This window comes from Nocardioides sp. SYSU D00038 (genome assembly GCF_016924665.1).
Lineage (GTDB): Bacteria > Actinomycetota > Actinomycetes > Propionibacteriales > Nocardioidaceae > Nocardioides.
Map to the genome: position 1 here is coordinate 53,481 of NZ_JAFFJT010000010.1, position 20,450 is coordinate 73,930.

At 74.4% G+C, this 20,450-nt stretch carries 19 protein-coding genes; 12 read left to right on the forward strand and 7 right to left on the reverse strand.

Features of this window, described 5'->3' with window-relative positions:
- Positions 1-3: 3 nt before the first annotated feature.
- Genes JT721_RS05490 through JT721_RS05500 form a run of 3 tightly spaced genes read left to right on the forward strand, consistent with a single transcriptional unit; the run spans position 4 to position 2,444 of the window.
- Positions 4-729 carry an SDR family oxidoreductase gene (locus JT721_RS05490; RefSeq protein ID WP_307827900.1) on the forward strand — a complete coding sequence of 242 codons (726 nt, stop codon included), beginning with the start codon at positions 4-6 and terminating at the stop codon, positions 727-729.
- The gene (sigJ, locus tag JT721_RS05495) at positions 726-1,586 is read left to right on the forward strand and encodes an RNA polymerase sigma factor SigJ (protein WP_205471944.1); all 861 of its coding nucleotides are present in this window, start codon (positions 726-728) and stop codon (positions 1,584-1,586) included. Before JT721_RS05490 ends, sigJ begins: the two co-directional genes overlap by 4 nt.
- A 12-nt stretch (positions 1,587-1,598) precedes the next feature.
- Positions 1,599-2,444 (forward strand): patatin-like phospholipase family protein, encoded by an 846-nt coding sequence (locus tag JT721_RS05500; protein ID WP_205471945.1) that lies wholly within the window; start codon positions 1,599-1,601, stop codon positions 2,442-2,444.
- Here the strand turns inward: JT721_RS05500 and JT721_RS05505 are convergent.
- Positions 2,441-2,584 carry a hypothetical protein gene (locus tag JT721_RS05505; protein ID WP_205471946.1) on the reverse strand — a complete coding sequence of 48 codons (144 nt, stop codon included), beginning with the start codon at positions 2,582-2,584 and terminating at the stop codon, positions 2,441-2,443. The genes JT721_RS05500 and JT721_RS05505 overlap by 4 nt on opposite strands.
- 103 nt (positions 2,585-2,687) lie before the next feature.
- Between JT721_RS05505 and JT721_RS05510 the strand changes: the two genes are divergently transcribed.
- Entirely contained in the window at positions 2,688-3,098 is a 411-nt protein-coding gene (locus JT721_RS05510) for an MmcQ/YjbR family DNA-binding protein (protein WP_205471947.1), read from the forward strand.
- Positions 3,099-3,151: 53 nt separating this feature from the next.
- On the opposite strand, the gene JT721_RS05515 is transcribed toward JT721_RS05510, so the two are convergent.
- Positions 3,152-3,823: a helix-turn-helix domain-containing protein gene (locus JT721_RS05515; RefSeq protein ID WP_205471948.1), complete on the reverse strand. Its 672-nt coding sequence runs from the start codon at positions 3,821-3,823 to the stop codon at positions 3,152-3,154.
- A 71-nt stretch (positions 3,824-3,894) separates the two neighbouring features.
- Between JT721_RS05515 and JT721_RS05520 the strand changes: the two genes are divergently transcribed.
- Entirely contained in the window at positions 3,895-5,040 is a 1,146-nt protein-coding gene (locus JT721_RS05520; RefSeq protein WP_205471949.1) for an acyl-CoA dehydrogenase family protein, read from the forward strand.
- Between the two features lie 39 nt (positions 5,041-5,079).
- On the opposite strand, the gene JT721_RS05525 is transcribed toward JT721_RS05520, so the two are convergent.
- The 4 genes from JT721_RS05525 to JT721_RS05540 all read right to left on the reverse strand — a co-directional run bounded on the left by JT721_RS05525 (position 5,080) and on the right by JT721_RS05540 (position 9,692).
- On the reverse strand, positions 5,080-5,964 hold the full coding sequence (locus tag JT721_RS05525; protein WP_307827901.1) for a CoA ester lyase: 885 nt from the start codon (positions 5,962-5,964) through the stop codon (positions 5,080-5,082).
- On the reverse strand, positions 5,961-7,061 hold the full coding sequence (locus JT721_RS05530; RefSeq protein WP_205471950.1) for a CoA ester lyase: 1,101 nt from the start codon (positions 7,059-7,061) through the stop codon (positions 5,961-5,963). Before JT721_RS05530 ends, JT721_RS05525 begins: the two co-directional genes overlap by 4 nt.
- A gap of 1,460 nt (positions 7,062-8,521) precedes the next feature.
- A complete protein-coding gene (locus JT721_RS05535; protein WP_307827902.1) occupies positions 8,522-9,031 on the reverse strand; it encodes a DUF1992 domain-containing protein in 510 nt (169 codons plus the stop codon).
- A gap of 43 nt (positions 9,032-9,074) precedes the next feature.
- Positions 9,075-9,692 carry a nitroreductase family protein gene (locus JT721_RS05540; protein WP_205471951.1) on the reverse strand — a complete coding sequence of 206 codons (618 nt, stop codon included), beginning with the start codon at positions 9,690-9,692 and terminating at the stop codon, positions 9,075-9,077.
- A gap of 102 nt (positions 9,693-9,794) precedes the next feature.
- Here JT721_RS05540 and JT721_RS05545 point away from each other — a divergent pair, with 102 nt between their 5' ends.
- The 5 genes from JT721_RS05545 to JT721_RS05565 all read left to right on the forward strand — a co-directional run bounded on the left by JT721_RS05545 (position 9,795) and on the right by JT721_RS05565 (position 16,715).
- A complete protein-coding gene (locus tag JT721_RS05545) occupies positions 9,795-10,988 on the forward strand; it encodes an allantoate amidohydrolase (RefSeq protein WP_205471952.1) in 1,194 nt (397 codons plus the stop codon).
- The gene (locus tag JT721_RS05550) at positions 10,985-12,283 is read left to right on the forward strand and encodes a formimidoylglutamate deiminase (RefSeq protein ID WP_307827903.1); all 1,299 of its coding nucleotides are present in this window, start codon (positions 10,985-10,987) and stop codon (positions 12,281-12,283) included. The genes JT721_RS05545 and JT721_RS05550 overlap by 4 nt, the downstream gene beginning before the upstream one ends.
- The gene (gene hutI / locus JT721_RS05555) at positions 12,280-13,440 is read left to right on the forward strand and encodes an imidazolonepropionase (RefSeq protein WP_205471953.1); all 1,161 of its coding nucleotides are present in this window, start codon (positions 12,280-12,282) and stop codon (positions 13,438-13,440) included. The genes JT721_RS05550 and hutI overlap by 4 nt, the downstream gene beginning before the upstream one ends.
- 106 nt (positions 13,441-13,546) lie before the next feature.
- A complete protein-coding gene (locus JT721_RS05560) occupies positions 13,547-13,690 on the forward strand; it encodes a hypothetical protein (RefSeq protein ID WP_205471954.1) in 144 nt (47 codons plus the stop codon).
- 19 nt (positions 13,691-13,709) lie between these two features.
- Positions 13,710-16,715: a helix-turn-helix transcriptional regulator gene (locus JT721_RS05565; protein WP_205471955.1), complete on the forward strand. Its 3,006-nt coding sequence runs from the start codon at positions 13,710-13,712 to the stop codon at positions 16,713-16,715.
- Between the two features lie 6 nt (positions 16,716-16,721).
- Here the strand turns inward: JT721_RS05565 and JT721_RS05570 are convergent, their stop codons facing one another.
- The gene (locus JT721_RS05570; protein ID WP_205471956.1) at positions 16,722-17,300 is read right to left on the reverse strand and encodes a class I SAM-dependent methyltransferase; all 579 of its coding nucleotides are present in this window, start codon (positions 17,298-17,300) and stop codon (positions 16,722-16,724) included.
- Positions 17,301-18,412: 1,112 nt separating this feature from the next.
- Here JT721_RS05570 and JT721_RS05575 point away from each other — a divergent pair.
- Positions 18,413-19,633, forward strand: coding sequence for an HNH endonuclease signature motif containing protein (locus JT721_RS05575; protein WP_205471957.1), 1,221 nt, complete (start codon positions 18,413-18,415; stop codon positions 19,631-19,633).
- Positions 19,634-19,711: 78 nt separating this feature from the next.
- On the forward strand, positions 19,712-20,440 hold the full coding sequence (locus tag JT721_RS05580; RefSeq protein ID WP_205471958.1) for a sulfite exporter TauE/SafE family protein: 729 nt from the start codon (positions 19,712-19,714) through the stop codon (positions 20,438-20,440).
- Positions 20,441-20,450: the final 10 nt, after the last annotated feature.

Sequence of the window (20,450 nt, forward strand, 5' to 3'; positions counted from 1 at the left end):
GCCGTGGCAGGAGGCACCGGCGTCGTCGGTGTCCACGTGGTCGCCGTCGCGCGCGAGCGCGGACACCGGGTCGAGGTGCTGGCCCGCAGCACCGGGGCGGACCTGACGACCGGGGCCGGCCTGGCCGAGCGACTCGCCGGGGTCGACGCCGTGCTCGACACCACCAGCACCCGGGCCCAGAAGCGGTCGGAGGCCGAGGCCTTCTTCGGCGCGGTCACCGAGCACCTGCTGGCCGCCGAGGCCGAGGCCGGGGTGGGCCACCACCTGGCGCTCTCCATCGTCGGGATCGACGACGTGCCCTCCGGCTACTACCACGGCAAGCGCCACCAGGAACGACTCGTGACCGAGGGCGGGGTGCCGTGGACCATCCTCCGCGCCACCCAGTTCCACGAGTTCGCCGAGCAGGCGCTCGACTTCGTGCGCCTCGGACGGTTCTCGGTGGTCCCCCGGATGCTGAGCCAGCCGGTCGCGGCCCGCGAGGTCGCCGAGGCGCTGGTCGACCTGGTCGAGGCCGGGCCGTCGGGCCGGGTGCCCGACCTCGCCGGCCCCGAGCGCCACGACATGGTCGACCTGGCACGCCGGGTCTCCCGGGCCCGGGGGCTGGGCCGGCGGGTGGTGCCGGTGCGGGTGCCGGGCGCGTGGGGTCGCGGATTCCGCTCGGGGGCGCTGTGCCCCACCACCGACGGCCCGCGCGGGCGCACCACGTTCGAGCAGTGGCTGGTCGGTTGAGCGACCAACAGCGCCTCGCCGAGGCCTACGACGCCGCCAGGCCCCGGCTCGTCCGGGTCGCCTACTCGATCCTCGGCACCCGCGCGGAGTCCGAGGACGTCGTCGCCGACTGCTGGCTGCGGCTGGTCGAGGCCGACCGCCGAGAGCCGGTGCGCGACGTGCTGGGCTGGGGCACGGTCGCCGTGGCCCGGGCGGCGCTCGACGTGCTCCGCTCGGCCCGGGTGCGCCGCGAGGCGTACGTCGGGCCCTGGCTGCCGGAGCCGGTGGTCACCGAGCCCGACCCGGCGGACCGGGTCACCCTCGACGACTCGGTGCGCTACGCGCTGCTCGTGGTGCTCGAGCAGCTCACACCGGCCGAGCGCACGGCGTGGGTGCTGCACGACCTGTTCGCGATGCCGTTCGCCGAGGTCGCCGCCGCCGTGGGCCGCACCCCCGAGGCGGTGCGCCAGCTGGCCTCGCGGGCCCGCCGCCACGTGTCGGCCGGCACGCCGCGGGTCGACGTCGACCGCGACACCCACCACCGGGTGCTGGAGGCGTTCCTGGTCGCGGCGGCCGGCGGCGACCTCACCGGGCTGGTGCGCGTGCTCGACCCCGACGTCGTGCTCACCAGCGACGGCGGTGGCGCGGTCTCGGCCGCACGCCGACCGGTGCTGGGTGCCGACCGGGTGGCCCGGTTCCTGCTCGGCGTCGTCCGCAAGGGTGCTGACCGCACGGTCGCGGTCGTCGACGTCAACGGCGCACCCGGCCTGGTGCTGCTCGAGCGCGACGGCACCCGCTCGGCGGTCGTGTCGCTGACCGTCGACGGCGACCGGGTGGTCCGGGTCGACCTGGTCGTGGCCCCGGCCAAGCTGGCCTGACACACTCCCCGCATGGTGCGCGGACTGGTGCTCGGCGGCGGCGGCATCACCGGCATCGCCTGGGAGACCGGCCTGCTCCACGGCCTCGCCGAGGCGGGCGTCGACCTGACCGGGGCCGACCGGGTGGTCGGCACGTCGGCCGGCTCGATCGTCGGCGCCCAGGTCACCAGTGGCGCCGCGACCCTGGCCGAGCTCTACGACCGTCAGCTGCTCCCACCCGACCTGTCGGTGCCGCTGGCCCGGATCGGCGGCAGGGTGCTGGTGGAGTTCGCGGTCGCGATGCTGCGTGCGCGGGGCGACGTGGAAGCGTTCGGCCGGCTGCTGGGTGCGCGCGCGGTGCGCGCGGCGGCGCGGGGCCGCACCCCGACCCTGGCCGAGCGCTACGAGCAGGTGCGCCAGCGGCTGGTGAGCACCGAGTGGCCCGACCGCGAGCTGTTGGTGACCGCGGTCGACGTCGCGAGCGGGGAGCGGGTGGTGCACGCGCCGGGTGGGGCGACCGGGCTGGAGGACGCCGTCAACGCCAGCTGCGCGGTGCCCTGCGTCTACCCACCGATCCCGATCGGGGGCCGCACCTACATCGACGGCGGCGTGCACTCAGGTGCGAACGCCGACCTCGCCGACGGCTGCTCGGTGGTCGTGGCGATCTGCCCGCAGGACCGGGCGATCGGGCCGATGCGCAGCGCCACCCAGCAGCTCGAGCGGCTCGGCGTCCCGCACGTGGTGATCACGCCGGACGCCGCCGCTCGCGAGGCGATCGGCAGGAACGTGCTCGACCCCAGGTCACGACCCGGCTCGGCCCGGGCCGGCCGCACGCAGGCGGCGGCCGAGGCCGAGCGGGTCGCGAAGCTCTGGGGTTAGAACACCCTCCGCCGGGTGCCGCCCATCGGCACCAGGTTGAGCACCAGACCGACGACCAGCAGGATCGCTCCCACCGTCGTCAGGACGGGGATGCTCGCCACCAGTCCGATGATGAGCAGGATGAGTCCGAGGATGACCATGGTCTTCCTCCCTTTCTGTTCTGTTGTCAGGCTCCCGATTCCCTGACCGACCAATGCCCGTCGGCTGCTTCCGCCATACCGGCTCACCTGCCACGATGCAGCGGTGGCGCACCCGCAGATGTTCGACGACGACGACCCGGTGCTGGCCCGGGTGCGCGAGCTCGCGCTCGCCCTGCCCGGCGCGGGCCAGAAGGTCTCGCACGGGCGGCCGGCGTTCTTCACCACGAAGGTGTTCGCCTACTACGGCGGCTCGCTGCGCGTCGACGGCAGCTGGGTCGAGCACCCCAGCTGCCTGCTGGTGAACCTCGACGAGGCCGAGACCGCGGCGCTGCTGGAGGAGGACCGGTGCTTCGTGCCGGCCTACCTCGGCGCCTCGGGCTGGACGGGCGTCGACCTCGACGGCGTGCGACGCACCGACTGGGCCGAGGTGGCCGAGCTGCTCGACGCGTCGTTCCGCCGCACCGCGCCGGCGCGGCTGGTGGCCCAGCTCGACGATCAGCTCGACGCCCGCTGAGACCGCCCGGCTCAGACCGCCCGGCTCAGACCGCCCGGCTCAGAGCGGCCGGCTCAGAGCGGCTGGCGCGCGCGACGTACGTAGGGCGCCACCGGGGAGAACCGCAGCGCCTCGGGCAGCAGCAACCGCAGGTCGCGCGGACCGTCGAGCCGCACCAGGCCCTCGCGCACGGCGCGCGGCAGCTCGATGACGCCCTCCCAGACCTGGTAGAGCGACGACAACGTCGACTCCAGGGTCAGGTCGACCTCGTGCCCGGGGTCGGTGAAGCACAGCGAGACGTCCTGGGGGGTGATCACCAGCCAGTAGCGCGTGCGGCGGGCCTCGCTGAAGTGGACGTGGAGCACCACCCGGCGCTCGCCGAACGGCGTCGGGTCGATGCCGCCGCGGATCCACCACATCAGCACCGTGGGGTCGAGCTCGTCGGGTCGCGGCTCCCCGAAGGCCCAGCGGGCGCCCCACTCCGCGAGCCCGAAGATGATCGGGTGGAGGTCGCGGCAGGCCGGGGTCGGCAGGTAGCCGCCGTCGGCCCGGTCGACCAGTCCGTGGCGCTCCAGCTGGTCGAGCCGCTTCGAGAGCAGTGCCCGCGACATCCCGGGCAGGCCGCGCGCGAGCTCGTTGAACCGGGTGGCGCCGACGAGCAGGTCGCGCACCACGAGCAGGGTCCACCGGTCGCCGAGGATCTCCAGCGACCGCGTGATGGGGCAGTACTGCCCGTAGCGGGACACCCCGCCATGGTGACGCGCCCGGTTCAGTTTGTGAACTAGTAGCGGCCGGCCCCGGGCGCCAACCTCGAGGCATGACGATCACCCACGACGCCCCGGCCACGACCGGGGTCACCGACGACGAGATCCTGACCATGGCCGCGACGGTCGGTGCCGAGGCGGCCCGGCACGACGAGGCCCACGACCGCGCGGCGACGTTCGTCTCCGAGGCCTACGACGCCATGCACGAATCGGGCTACCTGGCCCTGCCCGTGCCGGTGGCGCTCGGGGGACGGGGCGCGACCCTGCGCCAGCTGGTGCTCGCCCAGGAGGAGCTGGGCACCCACTCCGGGGCGGCGGCGCTGTCGTCGACCATGCACCTCTACCTCACCCTGGTGCAGTGCTGGCGGCTGCGCCGCGGGGCGGCGGACGCCGAGGGCGTGCTCCGCAAGGTCGCCGACGACCGCCTGGTGCTGGCGACCAGCGGCGGCTCCGACTGGGTCTGCCCCACGACGGTCGCCACCGAGGTCGAGGGCGGCTACCTGCTGTCGGGGCGCAAGGTCTTCTGCAGCCAGGCGCCGGTCGCCGGGGTGGTCTCGACGAGTGCGGTGGTCGGCGCGCCGGGCCCGGACGCCGCGGTCATCCACTGCGGCGTGCCGCTCGCCGCCGACGGCGTGCGGGTCGAGGAGACCTGGGACACCCTGGGGATGCGCGGCACCGCCAGCCACGACCTGGTGCTCGAGGACGTCTTCGTCCCGCGGGAGAAGGTGCTCGGCACCCGGCCCTACGGCGCCCTCGCCGGCCCGCTGCTCGTGGCGGCAATCCACTTCGCCCCGCTCGTCGGCGCCGCCTACCTCGGCGTCGCCCGGGGAGCGTGCGAGGAGGCCACCGCGCTGCTGCGCCGCCGTCCCGAGCCGGCCGCGGCCGCCGTCCGCCAGGTCGGCGAGATGACGGCGCGGCTGCGGGTGGCCCGCTGGGCCCTGCTCGGGGCGGTGGCCGAGACCGGCGAGGACCTCGCGCCGGACGAGGACACCCTCGAGACGCTGATGACGGCCAAGCGGGAGGCCCTCACCGCGGCCCGGGTGGTGGTGGACACCGCCCTCGAGGTGGCGGGCGGGTCGGCGTTCTTCCGCGGGTCGCGCCTCGAGCGCGCCTACCGCGACGTGCGGGGAGGCCCGTTCCACCCGCTCACCCCCGAGGCCACCCTCGAGCTGGTCGGCCGCCGCCGCCTCGCCGGCTGAGATCGGCCTGCGTCACCGACCGTCACCGGCCCACCGGGGTCAGGCCGGGGACGTGCCCTGCTCCTCGACCAGCGCCTCGATCGCCTCGTGGATCTCCAGGGTGCGGCGGGCCGACTCGACGTGGAGGTTCTCCACCATCCGGCCGTTGTAGGTGACCACGCCGGAGCCGGCGCCGTCCTCCCAGGCCTGCAGGATGCCGCGAGCGTCCTCGACCGCCTGCTCGCTGGGGGCGAAGGCGCGGTTGGCGCCGTCGACCTGGCCGGGATGGATCAAGGTCTTGCCGTCGAACCCCATCCGGCGGCCCTGCTCGCACTCGGCGAGGAACCCGTCGAGGTCCTTCACGTCGTTGTAGACGCCGTCGATGATCGCGATCCCTGCGGCCCGGGCGGCCAGCAGGGCGGTGTGCAGCGAGGGCAGGATCGGCGCCCGGCCGGGCACGTGCTCGGCGTAGAGCTCCTTGACCAGGTCGTTGGTGCCCATCACGAACGCGCCGAGCCGGTCGGAGGCGCCGGCGATCGCGAGCGCGTCGAGGATCGCCACCGGCGTCTCGATCATCGCCCACAGCTTGGTGGTCTCGGGGGCCCCGGCGCGGTCCATCTGGGCGCCGAGGGTGCGGACCTCCTCGGCGCTCCCGACCTTGGGCACCACGATCGCGTCGGGCGCGGCGGCGCTGGCGGCAGCGATGTCGTCGGCGTGCCACTGGGTGTCGAGGCCGTTGACCCGGATGGTCAGCTCGCGACCGCCGTACTCACCCGAGGTGACGGCGGCGACCGCGGCCTCGCGGGCGGCCGGCTTGGCGTCGGGGGCGACGGCGTCCTCGAGGTCGAAGATGATGCCGTCGACCGGCAGCGTCTTCGCCTTCTCGAGCGCCTTGGCGTTGGAGCTCGGCATGTAGAGGACCGAGCGGCGGGGGCGGAAGCTCACGGGGTCACCTCGATCTCGTCGTAGGCCGCCTTGAGGTCGGGGTCGATCGCCGCCAGCTGCTCGGCGAGCTCGACCATCACCAGGCACTGCTTGAGGGAGGCGTCGTCCTCCATCTTGCCGTCGAGCATCACCGCGCCGGTGCCGTCACCCATCGCGGCGACCACCCGCCGCGCGTGCCGCACGTCCTCGACCGAGGGGCTGAACACCTTGGTGGCGATCGCGATCTGCTTGGGGTGCAGGCTCCAGGTGCCGACACAGCCCAGCAGGAACGCGTTGCGGAACTGGTCCTCGCAGGCGACCACGTCGGTGATGTCGCCGAACGGCCCGTAGTAGGGGTAGATGCCGTGGGTGGCGCAGGCGTCGACCATCCGCGCGATCGTGTAGTGCCACAGGTCCTGCTGGTACGTCGCGCGGGTGGCGTCGACGTCGGCGACCCCCAGCTCGTTGAGCGGCGGGTCCTGGCGCACCAGGTAGCCCGGGTGGCCGCCGCCGACCCGCGTGGTCTTCATCCGCCGGTCGGCCGCCAGGTCGGCCGGGCCGAGGGAGAGGCCCTGCATCCGGGGGCTGGCGCCGCAGATCTCCTCGACGTTCGCCATGCCCCGGGCGGTCTCGAGGATGGCGTGCACGAGGATCGGCCGGTCGAGCCCGGCCTTCGCCTCGAGCTGAGCCAGGATCCGGTCGACGTAGTGGATGTCCTCGGGGCCCTGCACCTTGGGGACCATCACCACGTCGAGCTTGTGACCGATCGCCGGCACCAGCGTGGTGAGGTCGTCGAGCGCCCACGGGCTGTCGAGCGAGTTGATCCGGGTCCAGAGCTGGGTCGTGGCGTCCGGGCCGCCGAGGCCGTCGGTGTCGCCCGCGATCCGCACCAGCCCCTCGCGGGCCGCGACCTTGTTGTCGGCCTTGATGGCGTCCTCGAGGTTGCCGAGCAGCACGTCGACGGTGCCGACCATCGCCGGCACCTTGGCGGCCATCTTCTCGTTGCTGGGGTCGAAGAAGTGGATCGCCCGGCTGGGCCGGGCGGGGATCTCGGTCAGGGGCGCGGGGGCGCCCACGGCGAGCGGGCGGAAGAAGTCCTTGGGGCTGCGGTGGGCCATGCCGCGGAACCTAGCAACTGCGGCTACCGGCCGGTATGACGCATCTGACACGGTCGGGGCGGTATGCGACGGGCTCGTCGGCTCGTCGGCGGGTGGCGCTGGTCGAGGTGCGGAGGTCGCTAGGCCGGAGCCTCGAGACCCGGTGAGACGAACGCCCTCCCGGTAGCGGGCGACTCCGGGGACGGGGCTCGGGCAGGTGGTGACTGCGGCTGGTGTGATCCGGCGGGCGGGTGGCTGTGGTTGGGGTGTGGGTGCGGGGTGCCGCGCGTGGGTGGGCACTGCGGCTGCTGCGCGCCGGACGTCGTTCGGCACTCGTTGCCGTGTCGCTGGACGCTGCCCTGCGGTTCCCCGGCGTTCATTTCGGCGCCACATCGGGCGTTGACGTGCCGAACGCCGCCCGTGGCTCCGCCGCCTCCCTGCCCTGCGGCGCGGCAGCCCGGCGTGCGGTGGTCGAGGTGCGAAGGCCGCCAGGCCTGAGCCTCGAGACCCGGTGAGCCGACCGCCCTCCCTCACCGCTGGTTGAGGAAGGACGAAGTCCTTCACTCGTTACCCGGTGAGCCGACCGCTCTCCCGTGGGTGGCGACTCCGGGGGCAGAGCTCGGGCGGGTGCCGATTCCGGGTGGTGTGGCCGGGGGGCCGGTGACTGTGGGTGGGGGTGGGTGCGGGGTGCCGCGCGTGGGTGGGCACTGCGGCTGCTGCGCGCCGGACGTCGTTCGGCACTCGTTGCCGTGTCGCCGGACTCTGCCCTGCGGTTCCCCGGCGCTCGCTGCGGCGCCACGCCGCCGTCTACGTGCCGAACGAAGCCCGTCGCTCCGCCGCCTCCGTGCCCGGCGGCGCGGCACGCCGGCTGGCGTACTGCTGGTCGAGCAGCGAGCGCCAGCGAGCGTCGTCGAGACCCGGTGAGCCGACCGCCCTCCCTCACCGCTGGTTGGGGAAGGACGAAGTCCTTCACTCGTTACCCGGTGAGCCGACCGCCCTCCCGTGGGTGGCGACTCCGCGGACGGGGCTCGGGCGGGTGCCGATTCCGGGTGGTGTGGTCCGGGGGGCCGGTGACTGTGGGTGCGGGGTGCCGCGCGTGGTGGGCACTGCGGCTGCTGCGCGCCGGCGTGCGCTGGTCGAGGTGCGAAGGCCGCCAGGCCTGAGCCTCGAGACCCGGTGAGCCGAGCGCCCTCCCGTTCCCACCGGAGGGCGTTCGGGTGCGGGGGTTTCGAGACAGTTGCTAGCACAACTTCCTCAACCAGCGGCGCCACTGCTGGTTGAGGAGGGACGAAGTCCCGTCTCGAAACCCGGTGCGACGGAAGCCCTCCCGTCCCCACCGGAGGGCGTTCGGCCGGCGGGGGTCTCGACGGGCGCTCCTCGCTGGGGCTCGTCGCTGCTCGACCACCGGTAGGGAGTCGGCGCTTGGCCGGCGGGGGTTTCGAGGCTCGCTTCGCTCGCACCTCGACCAGCGCGGGGCGCTGCTAGCGCGACTTCCTCAGCCAGCGGCGGCGGCGGGGCGGGGGGTCGGGGTTGGTGGCGGCGCGGGCGGCGCGGCGGGCGGCGCGGCGCTCGTGCCAGGCGGCGACGGTCGACTCGACGTCGCGGGGCATGGTGACGAGCGGCGGGCCCTCGGGGAGGCGGTAGCGGGCGGCGACCACCCGGCGGTTGAAGTCCTCGAGCTCGCGGCGCACCTCGCGCTCGGTGGGCAGGCCGTCGAGGCGGGCGTCGAGCCCGGCGTCCTCCTTGCGCAGCTGGACGCTGAGCGGCAGGACGACGACCTTCTCGCGCTCCACCAGCTGCTTGAGCCACCAGTCGGGGTCGTGGTCGCGACCGAGGTCGGGAAGCGGCTTGCCGGCGCCGGGCAGGTCGTCGAAGTCGCCGCGCGCCATGGCGATCCGCACCTGCTGGTCGACCCAGGTCTGCTGCTGCTCGATCCGCGCCCGCGCGGCGGCCCGGCTCTCGCGGTCGGAGCGCTCCGACGGCTCGGCCACGGACCCCACCTCCGTCGTCGATCGGTCCCGTCCGCCGTCCAGCCTAGGACGCCGCTGGTCGTCCCCAGCGTCCTCGGTGGACCACCTCGTCGACCGGGCGGCGACCGCGCCGCGCGGAGCCCGCGGTGCCGGGATCGGCGTGCCGGTGTCCGAGCGTGATCGCCCCGATCGGGTCGAACCGGTCGGGGATGCCGAACGCCGTGCGCACACCCGCGATGCGGTCGGGCGGGATCCCGAAGAAGCAGGCCCCGAGCCCCTCGTCGACCGCGGTCTGGAGGATCAGCAGCGCCGCCATGCCGGCGTCGACGTGCCAGTACGGCACCGGCCAGCGCTCCTCGTCGCGGTCGGTCCAGCCCTTGTCCTCCTCGGCGTAGCGGTCGAGGTACGCCGCCTTGCTCGAGCACGGCACCACCACGACCGGTGCCCGCATCATCCCGCGCAGCCACCGGTCGGGCCGGTCGACGTCGTCGCTCGTGGCCGTCCAGAAGGCGCGCACGTCGTCGGGGGTGTCGAGCACCAGGAAGCCCCAGCCCTGGCTGAACCCGGCGCTCGGTGCCCGCGTCGCGTTGGCGAGCGCCCGGTCGACCACGGCCGGGTCGACCGGCCGGTCGGCGTAGTCGCGGACCATCCGGCGACGGCGTACGACGTCCTGGAACTCCATGGCGCCCAGTATCGGGTGCTGCGCCGCGGTCTGGGATCCGAGACCTCTTCGCGCATCGGTCCCACGCGGCGGACGGTGACGACCTGCCACGATGGGCGGACCATGGTGGCGGACTTCGAGGCGATGTGGGCGGCGCTGGCGCCGGTGGGGCGGTCGGCGGCGTCGGGGGGCTACTTCCGGCAGCCGTGGACCAGCGCCGAGACCGAGCTGCGGGCGTGGTTCACCGAGGAGTGCCGGGCCCGCGGGCTGCGGGTCGAGGCCGACGGCCTGGGCAACGTCGTGGGGTGGTGGGACGCCGGCGAGGGGCCGGCGGTGCTCACCGGGTCGCACCTCGACTCCGTGCTCGACGGCGGGGCGTACGACGGGCCGCTCGGCGTGGTCTCGGCGCTGGCCGCGGTCGACCGGCTCCGCGAGCGCGGTGTCGAGCCGGCGCGACCGCTGGGGGTCTCGATCTTCGCCGAGGAGGAGGGCTCGCGGTTCGGGCTGGCCTGCCTGGGCTCGCGGCTGGCCACCGGGGCACTCGACTGGGAGCGCGCCCGCGAGCTGCGCGACCGCGACGGCGTGGCGCTGCCCGACGCGCTGGAGTCGGCCGGGCTCGACGGGCGGGTCGACCCCTCGCTCCTGGCCGGCGTCGGCTGCTTCGTGGAGCTGCACGTCGAGCAGGGTCGCGGCCTCGACGACCTCGACGCCCCGGTCGGTGTCGCGACCGGCATCTGGCCGCACGGCCGGTGGCGGTTCGAGTTCACCGGCGAGGCCAACCACGCGGGCACCACCCGGATGGAGGACCGCGCCGACCCGATGCTGACCTACGCGATGACCACGCTGGCCGCCAACAAGCAGGCCCGGCTGAGCGGCCAGCGGGCGACGTTCGGGCGGGTGGAGGTCGAGCCCAACGGCACCAACGCCGTGCCGTCGCGGGTCACCGCCTGGCTCGACGCCCGTTGTGCCGACGAGGCGACCCTCACCGGCCTGGTCGCGGCCGTCGAGCGCCAGGCGGCCGACCGCGCCGACCGCGACGGCACCACGTTGGTGGTGACGGCGGAGTCGGTGAGCGGGCTGGTGGAGTTCGACGCCGACCTGACCCGCCGCCTCGCCGGCGCGGCCGGCTGGCCGGCGCTGCCGACGCAGGCCGGTCACGACGCGGGCATCCTGGCCGCCGCCGGCGTGCCGACTGCGATGCTCTTCGTCCGTAACCCCACCGGCGTCTCGCACTCGCCGGCTGAGCGGGCCACCACCGCCGACTGCCTGGCCGGGGTCGAGGCGCTCGCCGACGCGCTGGGCCGGGTGGTCACGTGACGACCTCCGTGACGACTGCCGTGCTCGAGCGCGCCTGGGTGGCCGGCGCCGTCCGCGACGAGGTGGTGGTCGAGGTCGACGGCGACACGCTGGTGCGCGTCGAGCCGGGCGGCAGCGCGCCGGGGGCCGAGCGGGTGCGCGGCCTGACGCTGCCCGGCCTGGCGAACTGCCACAGCCACGCCTTCCACCGCGCGTTGCGAGGCCGCACCCAGCGTGAGCGCGGCACCTTCTGGACCTGGCGCGAGCAGATGTACGACCTCGCCGGCCGGCTCGACCCCGACGGCTACCTCCGCCTGGCCACGGCCGTCTACGCCGAGATGGTCGCGGCCGGGTTCACGACGGTGGGGGAGTTCCACTACCTCCACCACCAGCCCGACGGCACGCCGTACGACGATCCCCACGAGATGGCGCACGCGCTGGCGGAGGCGGCCCGGGCTGCCGGCATCCGGCTGGTGCTCCTCGACACCTGCTACGTCTCCAGCGGCTTCGGCGAGCCGGTCGAGGGCGTGCAGCGCCGCTACTCCGACGGCGACGCCGACCGCTGGGCCGAGCGGTTCGCGACCCTGCCCGGCAAGACGACGGGGGCGGCGATCCACTCGGTGCGCGCGGTGCCGGCCGACCAGGTCGCCACGGTCGCGGCCGCCGCGACCGGGCGTCCGCTGCACGTCCACCTGTCCGAGCAGGTCGCCGAGAACGACGCCTGCCTGGCGGCCCACGGCGTCACCCCGACCCGCCTGCTGCACGACGCCGGCGTGCTCGGCCCGCTGACCTCGGCGGTGCACGCGACCCACCTCACCGACGACGACGTGACGCTGCTCGGCAGCACGCGCACCACGACCTGTCTGTGCCCCACCACCGAGCGCGACCTCGGCGACGGCATCGGGCCGGGCCGAGCGCTCGCCGCCGCCGGCAGCCCGCTCAGCCTCGGCACCGACAGCCACGCGGTCGTCGACCCGTGGGAGGAGATGCGCGCCCTCGAGCTCGACGAGCGGCTGGCCACCCGGCAGCGCGGCCACTGGACCGCGGCCGAGCTGCTCGCCGCCGGTGCCCGCCACGACAGCCTCGGGCTCGCCGACGTGGGTGCGATCGCGCCCGGGCAGCGGGCCGACCTGGTGACGCTCGCGCTCGACACCCCCACCACCGCCGGCACCGGCGCCGACGAGCACACCGCGGTGTGGGCCGCGACCGCCGCCGACGTGCGCCGGGTGGTGCGCGACGGGCGGGTGGTCTTCGACGGCGACCGCGACGCGGTGGGGCGCGCGCTCGCCGCCGCGATCGAGGAGGTCTGGTCGTGACGAGCACCCTGCTGACCGGCATCGGCGAGCTGGTCACCAACGACCCCGAGGCCGACGACCTGCTCGGCGCGGTGGCCGGCGGCGCGCTCGTGGTCGAGGGATCGCGGGTGGCCTGGGTGGGCTCGGCGACCGAGGCCCCGGCCGCCGACCAGCAGGTCGACCTCGGCGGCCGCACCGTGCTGCCCGGCTGGGTCGACAGCCACAGCCACCTGGTCTTCGCCGGCGACCGGTCGCCGGAGTTCGCCGCCCGGATGGCCGGCCGTGCCTACGAGGCCGGCGGCATCCGCACCACCGTCGCCGCCACCCGGGCCGCCACCGACGAGCAGCTCACGGCCTCGGTCGGCCGGCTGGTGCAGGAGATGCTGCGCCAGGGCACCACGACCGTCGAGGTCAAGAGCGGCTACGGCCTGACCGTCCGCGACGAGGCCCGCTCGCTGGCGGTGGCCCGCCAGTTCACCGACGAGACCACCTTCCTCGGGGCCCACGTGGTGCCGGAGGGCGCCGACCCCGCGGCGTACGTCGAGCTGGTGACCGGCCCGATGCTGGCCGCCGCGGCGCCGTACGCCCGGTGGGTCGACGCGTTCTGCGAGCGCGGGGCCTTCGACGCCGACCAGGCGCGGGCGGTGCTCGAGGCGGGCACGGCCGCCGGGCTCGGCGGGCGGCTGCACGCCAACCAGCTCGGGCCCGGCCCCGGCGTCCGCCTGGCCGCCGAGCTGGGGCTGGTGGCGGTCGACCACTGCACCTACCTCGAGCCGGCCGACGTCGACGCCCTGCGCGACAGCGGCACCATCGCGACGCTGCTGCCGGGCGTGGAGTTCTCGACCCGGCAGCCCTACCCCGACGCACGGCGGCTGCTCGACGCCGGGGTCCGGGTGGCGCTCGCGAGCGACTGCAACCCCGGGTCCAGCTTCACCAGCTCGCTGGCGCTCTGCGTGGCGCTGGCGGTGCGCGAGATGGGGATGACGCCGGCCGAGGCGGTGCACGCGGCGACGTACGGCGGCGCGGCGGCGCTCGACCGCGACGACGTGGGGGCGCTGGTGCCGGGGCGGCGCGCCGACCTCCAGGTGCTCGACGCGCCGAGCCACGTCCACCTCGCCTACCGCCCGGGGGTCCCGCTGGTGACGGCGGTCTGGAAGGACGGGCGGCCCCTCGTCTAAGGCACCCCGCGAGCGGGCTCCGCAGGGATAAGGCACCTGCCCGATGTGCGGGGGTACCTCAGACGGCGAATCTCTCCTCATCAACCGGCGAGCTGAGGAGCCCGACATGTACTACTCGAAGGACGCGTACCAGGCCGAGATCGCCTACCGGGGCGAGCAGATCCGGGGCGGGGTGCGCCCCACCAGCCGCCGGGTGCGGCTGCCGCGGCGCCGCCCGCGCCGCCAGGAGACCGGTGGCCCGACCGCCTGACCGGCGGCGGATCCCGGGAATGCGAGACGGACAGGCCGCGGAGCGGCGGCGGATGTCGGTGGGAACCGTGAAGATGGACCACGTGGCCCACACCAGCCAGATCCTGGTCGGACGAGACGCCGAGCTGACGGAGCTTGCCTCGTCGCTCGGCGTCCGCGCGTCCGGTGACCTGCGGACCAGTGGGCCCGGGGTGGTGCTGCTCTCCGGCGACGCCGGGGTCGGCAAGACCCGCCTGCTCGTGGCGCTGCGCGACCTGGCGTTCACCGAGGGGTGGCAGGTGCTCGCCGGCCACTGCCTCGACTTCGGCGACTCCGCGCTGCCCTACCTGCCGTTCTCCGAGGTGCTCGGCCGTCTCGCCACCGACCTGCCCGACGTCGTCGACTCCGTCGCCGGCGTCCACCCGGCGCTGGCGCGGCTCCAGCCCGGACGCCGGGTGCTGACCGCCGCCGAGTCCGCGCCGGGCGAGCCCTCCGCCCTCGACCGGGGCGACCTGATGGAGGCGGTGCACGCCCTGCTCGAGGCCGCCGCCTCCCGGGCCCCGCTGCTGCTCGTGATCGAGGACCTCCACTGGGCCGACCAGTCCACCCGCGACCTGCTCAGCTTCCTGTTCACCCGGCCGTTCTCCGGCCCGGTCGCCGTCGTGGCGTCGTACCGCTCCGACGACCTCCACCGCCGCCACCCGCTGCGCCGCCAGGTCGCGGAGTGGTCGCGGTTGCGCGGGGTGGAGCGGATGTCGCTGGCGCCGCTGGGCGAGGAGTCGGTGCGCGCGCTGGTCGCCGAGCTGGTGCCGGACGGTCTCCAGGAGCGGGAGCTGGCCCAGATCGTCGCCCGCGCCGAGGGCAATGCGTTCTTCGTCGAGGAGCTGACCAGCGCCGCGTCGGGGCCCGACAGCTGGGTGCCGGCCGACCTCGCCGACGTGCTGCTGGTGCGCCTCGACCGGCTGGACGAGGCGGCCCGCCAGGTGGTGCGGGTCGCCAGCGTCGCCGGCCGCCGGGTCGGCCACGACATGCTGGTCGCGGCGGCCGGGATGCCGGTCGAGACCCTGGACGAGGGGTTGCGGCAGGCCGTCGAGATGCACGTGATGGTCGCCGAGGGTGGCCGATACGCGTTCCGCCACGCGCTGCTCGGCGAGGCGGTCTACGACGACCTGCTGCCGGGGGAGCGGGTGCGGCTGCACCTCCAGTACGCCGCCGCGCTGGCCGAGGGGCGGGCCCGCGGCACCGCGGCGGAGCTGGCCCGTCACGCCCGGCTCGGCCTCGACCTCGACGCCGCCCTGGCCGCCAGCATCCGGGCCGGCGACGAGGCGGCCGCCGTGGGCGGACCCGAGGAGGCTGCCCACCACTACCAGCAGGCGCTCGAGCTGCTCGCCGATCCCGCCCGCCGGGAGGCCCTCGACGTCGACCTGTCCAAGCTCGTCGTCGGCACCGCGGACGCGCTCACCAGCGCGGGCCGGCCGATGCGCGCGGCCGACGTGCTGCGCGAGCAGCTCGACCGGCTCCCGGCCGACGCGGCGCCGGCGTGGCGGCCGCGACTGCTCGGTGCGCTCGCCGACGCGCTGTTCATCACCGAGAGCCAGGCGGAGTCGCTGGCGGTCTCGGCGGAGGCCGTCGCGCTCCTGCCCGACGACACCCCCGCGCTGCGGGCCAAGGTGCTCAACATCCGGGCTCGGGTGCTGTCGGGTTTCGGTCACTACGACGAGGCCCAGGCCGTCGGCATGGACGCGCTCGCGCTCTCCGAGCGGCTCGACCTGCCCGAGATGGTCGCCGAGGCGATCACCACGCTGAGCGGCCTGAAGAAGGCCGGGCCGAAGGACGCGCTGCGCGCGGCGCTCGCCGACGCGATCGAGCAGGCGGCCGCGACCGGCGCCGTCCAGGCCGAGCTCCGGGGGCGGTTCCTGATGGCCCGCTCCTTCGAGGACTGGGCGGAGTTCGACGAGGCCGAGCGCTGGTTCAGGTCCGGCATGCAGGTGGGCTTCGATGCCGGACTGCCCTGGGCGCCGTACGCGTTCGAGGCGCGGTGGCAGCTCGCGCTCGTCGAGCTGGTGCGCGGTCGCTGGGACCGGGTGCTCGAGCTCACCGACACCGGGCGCGAGCCCGCGCCGCCGATCCCCTCGGCCATCCTGATGAGCGTGCGGCTGGTGGTCGAGCAGGCCCGGGGGCTCGACGTCCTCGACCGCGCCCGGGAGCTGCGCAAGCGCTGGGAGTTCGACGGCAGCATCCCGATCCACTCCGCGTCGGTCGAGATCGCCGACGCGGCCCGCCGCTGCGACGCGGCGGCCGCGCTGGCGGCGTACGACGACGCGGTGACGGTGCTCGGCAGCATCTGGCACGAGTGGTTCAGCGCCCGGATCCGGCTGGCCGCCCAGACCCTCGACGCGGTCTGCCGGGCATTACCCACCGCGAGCGCCGGCGAGCGCGCTGAGCTCGTCGCGCACGCGGAGCGGCTGCACGCCGACGGCCACACCGTGCTCGACCGCTACACCGACCCCTCCGGCCACTGGGGCCCCGAGGGACGGGCCTGGGTGAAGCGGCTCGACGCCGAGACGCTGCGGGCGCGCTGGCTGGCGGGGGTCGACGCACCGCCGCAGGAGGCGCTGGTCGAGACCTGGCGGGAGGCCGAGACGGTCTTCGCCGACTACGGCCACGTCCACGAGCTGGCCCGGGTGCGGCTGGTGCTCGCGACCGTCCACCGCGCCTCCGGCGACCTGGCGACCTCGCGCACCTACGCCGACCAGGCCCGAGCGACCGCTCACGAGCTCGGCGCGACCGTGCTCCTCGACGAGCTGCAGGCGCTCGGCACGACGCCGGTGCGCGGCGAGTCGGCCCCGGAGACGCTGACCGCGCGCGAGACCGAGATCCTCGCGCTGGTCGCGGAGGGCCGCTCGAACGGCGAGATCGGCAAGCAGCTGTTCATCAGCGCCAAGACCGTCTCGGTGCACGTCTCCAACATCCTCGGCAAGCTCGGCGCCGCCGGTCGCACCGAGGCCGCGGCCATCGCGCGGCGGCGGGGGCTGCTGCCGGACTGACCCCGCTCAGCGGCAGACGTAGCAGAGCGCCGGGGGCAGGTTGCGCCACACCGGCTCGGTCACCTCGACCTCGTCGAAGACCTCACCCAGCAGGCCGCGGAAGCGCCGGGCAGCCGGGAACCGCAACGCGTGCAGGTAGGCGAACGTCGTGAACGCGCCCGTCCCGCCCAGCAGCTGCCGGGCCGCGGCCAGGATCGCCCGCTGGGTGCCCCCGTCGAACAGCGCCCACGGCAGCCCCGACACCACCGCGTCGACCCTGGTCACGTCGCGCTCGCCGAGCAGCCGCACCAGGTCGCGCGCGTCGCCCTCGATCACCTCGAGCTGCGGCTGGCTGCGCCGCAGCGCCTCGACCATCCGCGGGTCGATCTCCACCGCCAGGTGCCGGGCTCCCGCGGGCAGCCGCTCGACGATCGCCGTGCTCACCGCACCCGTCCCGGGTCCGAGCTCGACGACGGTCGGCGTCCCCGTCGTCGGCACGACACCCGCCAGCACCGCCGTGAGCGCCGACGAGCTCGGCGCCACCGCCCCCACCCGCCCCGGGTGCCGCAGCGCCGCGCCGAGGAAGGCCAACGTGGTGCGGTCCATGGCGGCACCGTAGCGACCGTTGGCTGAGCAGGGACGGAGTCCCTCACTCGTTGCCCGGCGAGCCGGACGCCCTGCGTTGCGTTGGTTGAGGTGCGAGGAGCGCCAGCGACGAGCTTCGAAACCCGGTGAGGCGGACGCTGTCTGCGTTGGTTGAGGTGCGAGAGCGCTAGCGACGAGCCTCGAAACCCGGTGAGTCGAACGCCCTCCCTCGCTCGGGTTTCGGGTCACTCCGGTGGTGACTCGGGGTGCCCGCGCGCCTAACAGGCCGACGCTCGCCGTCAAGGATTCCCTGCGGCGCCTCCGGCGTCCTTGACCGCGAGCCTCGGTCGGCCTGCTGTCACGGCGCACTGCCGGCACTCGCAAGCTCGCGCCGCCAGCAGTGCGCGGGCTTGGCGTATCGCTGGTCGAGGAAGGACGAAGTCCTGTCTCGAAACCCGGTGAGACGAACGCCCTCCCTTGCTCGGGATTCGGCTCACTCCGGTGCTGACTCGATGCGCCCGCGCGGCTAGCAGGCCGACGCTCGCCGTCAAGGATTCCCTGCGGCGCCTTCGGCGTCCTTGACTGCGAGCCTCGGTCGCCCTGCTGGGACGGCGCACTGCCGGCACTCGCAAGCTCGCGCCGCCAGCACTGCGCGGGCGTAGGACGACCACCGGTGGTCGAGCAGCGAGCGCCAGCGAGCGTCGTCGAGACCCCGTACGACGAACGCCCTCCGGCGGCCACCGCTGGTTGAGGAAGGACGAAGTCCTGTCTCGGAACCCGGTGAGACGAACGGCCCCTCCGCAACCATCGTGGGGCGACTCAGGTTTCGCCGAGCCGTCGTCAATTAACGCCGGGTCGGCGCAAGGCGACGACAACAAGCGCCGGGTCGGCGATACCCCGAAGAGCATCCGGTGGAGACGGAGGGCGTTCGTGTGCGGGGTTTCGAGACAGTCGCTAGCGCGACTTCCTCAACCACCGGTTGGCGCTGGTTGAGGTGCGAGGAGCGCTAGCGACAAGCCTCGAAACCCAGCGCCCACACCGGAGGTAACGATCGGGTCACAACCCCGAATCCCGTTGTGGACAACGCGAAAACAGGCCCGGGACTGTCGGTGGTCGGTGCTTGAGTAGGACACATGACAAGCCCGCACACCACCCGCTACCGGCACCGCGTCACGCGTGCCGTGACCGATGCGCGTGGTGTGCTCGACGAGGTCCGCGACCTGCCGCTGTGGTCGATGGACGCCACCGAGACCGGCCATGCCCTGACCGAGCTCGCGAAGCTCAAGAGCCAGGTCGCAGCCCTCGAGCTGCGCGTCGCGAGGCACGCCCAGACCCAGAAGGTCGAAGCCGCCTCCGGCGCCACCTCGACCGCAGCGTGGCTCGCGGTCGCGACCCGCGCGACCCGCCGCGACGCGTCCAGGACGATGCGGCTGGCCGAGCAGCTCGACACCATGCCCGTCGTCGCCCAGGCGCTTGGACGGGGTGAGCTGTTGCTGGAGCAGGCCGAGGTCATCGCCAGGGCGATCGACAAGCTCCCCGACGACGTGGACGCCGCGGTCCGGGAGCAGGCGCAGGTCAAGCTGGTCGAGCTGGCCCGGCACCACGACCCCAGGGACCTCACCATCTTCGGCAACCGGATCCTCGACATCGTCTGCCCCGAGGTCGGCGAAGCAGCCGAAGCCAAAGCGTTGGCCAGGGAGGAGCGGGAAGCCGAGAAGGCCTGCAAGCTCACCATGCTCGACGACGGCGAGGGCCGGACCCACGGCCGGTTCGTCATCCCCACCCTGCACGCCGAAGCCCTGAAGAAGGCGTTGTTCGCCCACGCGGCTCTCACGCACGAGAAGGTGACGTCGCAGTCGCTGGGGCAGGCGTTCTGCGACTACATCCTCAAGTACCCCGCCGACCGGCTGCCCCAGCGCGGCGGCGTCAACGCCACCGTCGTCGTCACCATCCCCCTCGCCGTGCTCGAAGGACGCCTCGCCGCGTGCGAGCTCGACACCGGCACCCGCATCAGCCCCGGCGCCGCACGCCGGCTCGCCTGCGAAGCCGGACTCATCCCCGCCGTCCTCGACGGACAGTCGCAGGTCCTCGACCTCGGCCGCACCCGACGACTCTTCACCACCCCGCAACGCACCGCACTCGGACTCCAGCAGAAGACCTGCCGCTCCGAGGGCTGCGACCGCCCCGCCTCCACCTGCGAGGCCCACCACCGAGTCCGCTGGACCGACGGCGGCAACACCGACCTCCGCGACGGCGTCCTGCTCTGTCCCTCACACCACCAACGAGCACACGACCCGACGTACTGGACGAACTACCTACCGACGGGCAAGGTCCAGTTCCACAGGCGCACGTGAACCACCGGTGCCGTCCGACCAGGCGGGGGCGCACAAAGTAGACTGAATAAGTCATATTCAGGGTCGAGGCGGGGTGCGATGGCGGGCGTGGGCGTGGTCTCGCTGGTGTGCATCGGCGCGGCGCTGTTCGTCGGGTCCACCATGCAGGCGGTGGTGGGGCTGGGGATCGGGTTGGCGGCGGCGCCGGTGATCACGCTGCTCGAGCCCGACCTGATGCCCGGGCTGCTCATCATGCTGGCGCTGCTGCTGCCGTGCTTCACCCTGGTGCGCGACCACGACGACATCGACTGGGCCGGGCTGAACTGGTCGCTGCCGGCCCGGGTCGTCGGCACCGGGGTCGGGGTCTGGGTGGTCGCCCACTTCAGCCACCGGCAGCTCGGGATCGTGGTGGGGGTGGCGGTGCTGCTCGCGGTGCTGGTGACCTGGCGCGTCGTCACCGTGCCGGTCAACCACGGCACCTTGAGCGCGGCCGGCTTCATCGGCGGGATCACCGGGACGGCGACGTCGATCGGCGGACCGCCGTTCGCCCTGCTCTACCAGCACCGGCCCGCGCAGCAGGTGCGCACGACGATGGCGGTCTACTTCCTCATCGGGGCGCTGCTGAGCCTGGTCGGGCTGCTGGTCGCGGGGGACCTGACCCTGCACCAGCTGCGGGTGGCGGTCGTGCTCGTGCCGGCGCTGCTGCTGGGTGTGGTCGTCGGCGGGCCGTTGCGGCGGTGGCTCCCGGTCGACGCGGTGCGGCCGGCCCTGCTCGTGCTCAGTGCCGCCAGCGCGGTCGTGCTGCTGGCCCGGTCGCTGTGGCCGTGACGGGCACCAC